Here is a 1,320-nt window from a genome sequence, read left to right as displayed (position 1 = left end):
CGTCGCCGGGCGGATGGCGGCGGGGGATTTCGGCTTCATTCCCGTGGCCGACGGCGACCGGCTGATCGGCGCCCTGACCGACCGCGACATCGTGGTGCGCGGCGTCGCCTCGGGCGCAGGGCCTGAAGCGCGCGTGCTGGACGTCCTGTCGCGCGACGCCCTGGTGGTCCGGGCCGACGACGACCTGAAGGTCGCGCTGGACCTGATGTCCTCACGCCAGATTCGTCGCCTGCCGGTCGTGGACAAGGACGGCCGCCTGGTCGGCGTGGTGTCGCTGGGCGACCTGTCGACGCGGGTCAAGGAACGCTACGCCGGCGAGGCGCTGGAAGAGATTTCCCGCCCCCAGGGTTAAATCGCCGCTAACCATTTCGCGGAACCCGGCGATAACGGCCGGGACCGCATCTTTCCCTTCTTTGCACGAGGGAAGTTCGGAATGGCGCGCGCCCAGTTCCAGAAAGGCCAGAAGGTCTGGGTCGAGAGCGTCGGCGTCTGGGCCCAGGTCGAAAAGGTCATGCCGGTCTGGGCCAAGGGTTTCGACGAGCCGGTCCGCATCACCTACGACGTGGGTCTGGGGCGTGAATTCGCAGCCGGCGAACTGCAGGTCTCATCCGAGGACCCCGCCGCCGAGGCCCTGGGCGGCTGGCGCATCCTGCGGGCGCGCAACAAGTGGCAGGATCCGGCCGACTGCGCCCACCATCCCTTTCCCGGCAGCTATCCGGTCGTCGTCACCGACAAGGCGGACTGGGGCGGCTGGCGGGTGCCTGGCGCCGAATACGACCGTGACCCGCAACGGGTGGAGTTCCAGGCGCGCCTGATCGCGGCGGGGCCGGATCTGATGGACCTGGCGCGAGAGTTGATGGCTTCGGTGACCGAGGCCCCGGACGACGCTCCGCCGGAGTCCCTGCGCCTAGCGCGCAAGGCTCAATCTATCCTGCGCCGCATGACCGAGATTCCCGCCCCGCCCCCCGCACGCGCGGCCTCTGGCGACGTCGCCGGAGCAGAGGCCTAAGACCGGGGCACGCCCCCTCGACGGATTCCGCGACGCAGCCTAGATTCCTGTCGAAGCATCACAGGAGAATCGCCCTTGCGGGGCACTGAGCGCCGCAGTTACGGGTCTGGCCGTCGGGCCACGGACCACCAGGCCGCGCGCTCCGCGCCCTGGGTGCGCATCCTTGCGCTCGCCGTGGCGCTGGCGCTGGCCGCCTATGTCATGCTGTTCGCGCGTGAGAACAGCCGCCCCAGCCGCGAAGTCGAGGCCGCGCGGCTGGAGACGTTGATGCTGGAGGCCCGCCTGGCGGCCGCCCAGGTCGAGGCCCGCGC

General features: G+C 70.4%; 3 protein-coding genes. All 3 read left to right on the top strand.

Annotation, left to right across the window (positions count from 1 at the left end; translation table 11 throughout):
- A partial coding sequence (locus tag RT567_RS16965) for a CBS domain-containing protein (protein ID WP_313577349.1) occupies positions 1-352 on the top strand: 352 nt, incomplete at its 5' end.
- Between the two features lie 81 nt (positions 353-433).
- Positions 434-1,009: a hypothetical protein gene (locus RT567_RS16960; RefSeq protein ID WP_313577348.1), complete on the top strand. Its 576-nt coding sequence runs from the start codon at positions 434-436 to the stop codon at positions 1,007-1,009.
- Positions 1,010-1,084: 75 nt separating this feature from the next.
- Positions 1,085-1,320, top strand: a 236-nt coding sequence (locus RT567_RS16955) for a hypothetical protein (RefSeq protein ID WP_313577347.1), incomplete at its 3' end; no start/stop codon positions are given.

The sequence above is a fragment of the Brevundimonas sp. genome, from assembly GCF_032107865.1.
Classification (GTDB): Bacteria; Pseudomonadota; Alphaproteobacteria; order Caulobacterales; family Caulobacteraceae; genus Brevundimonas.
The sequence above is the reverse complement of the archived record's forward strand: the minus strand, read 5'-3'. Positions and strand labels throughout refer to the sequence as shown.

Excerpts from the sequence above, each read along its gene's own strand:
- RT567_RS16960 (WP_313577348.1), top strand. The coding sequence starts at position 434 with ATGGCGCGCGCCCAGTTCCAGAAAGGCCAGAAGGTCTGGGTCGAGAGC.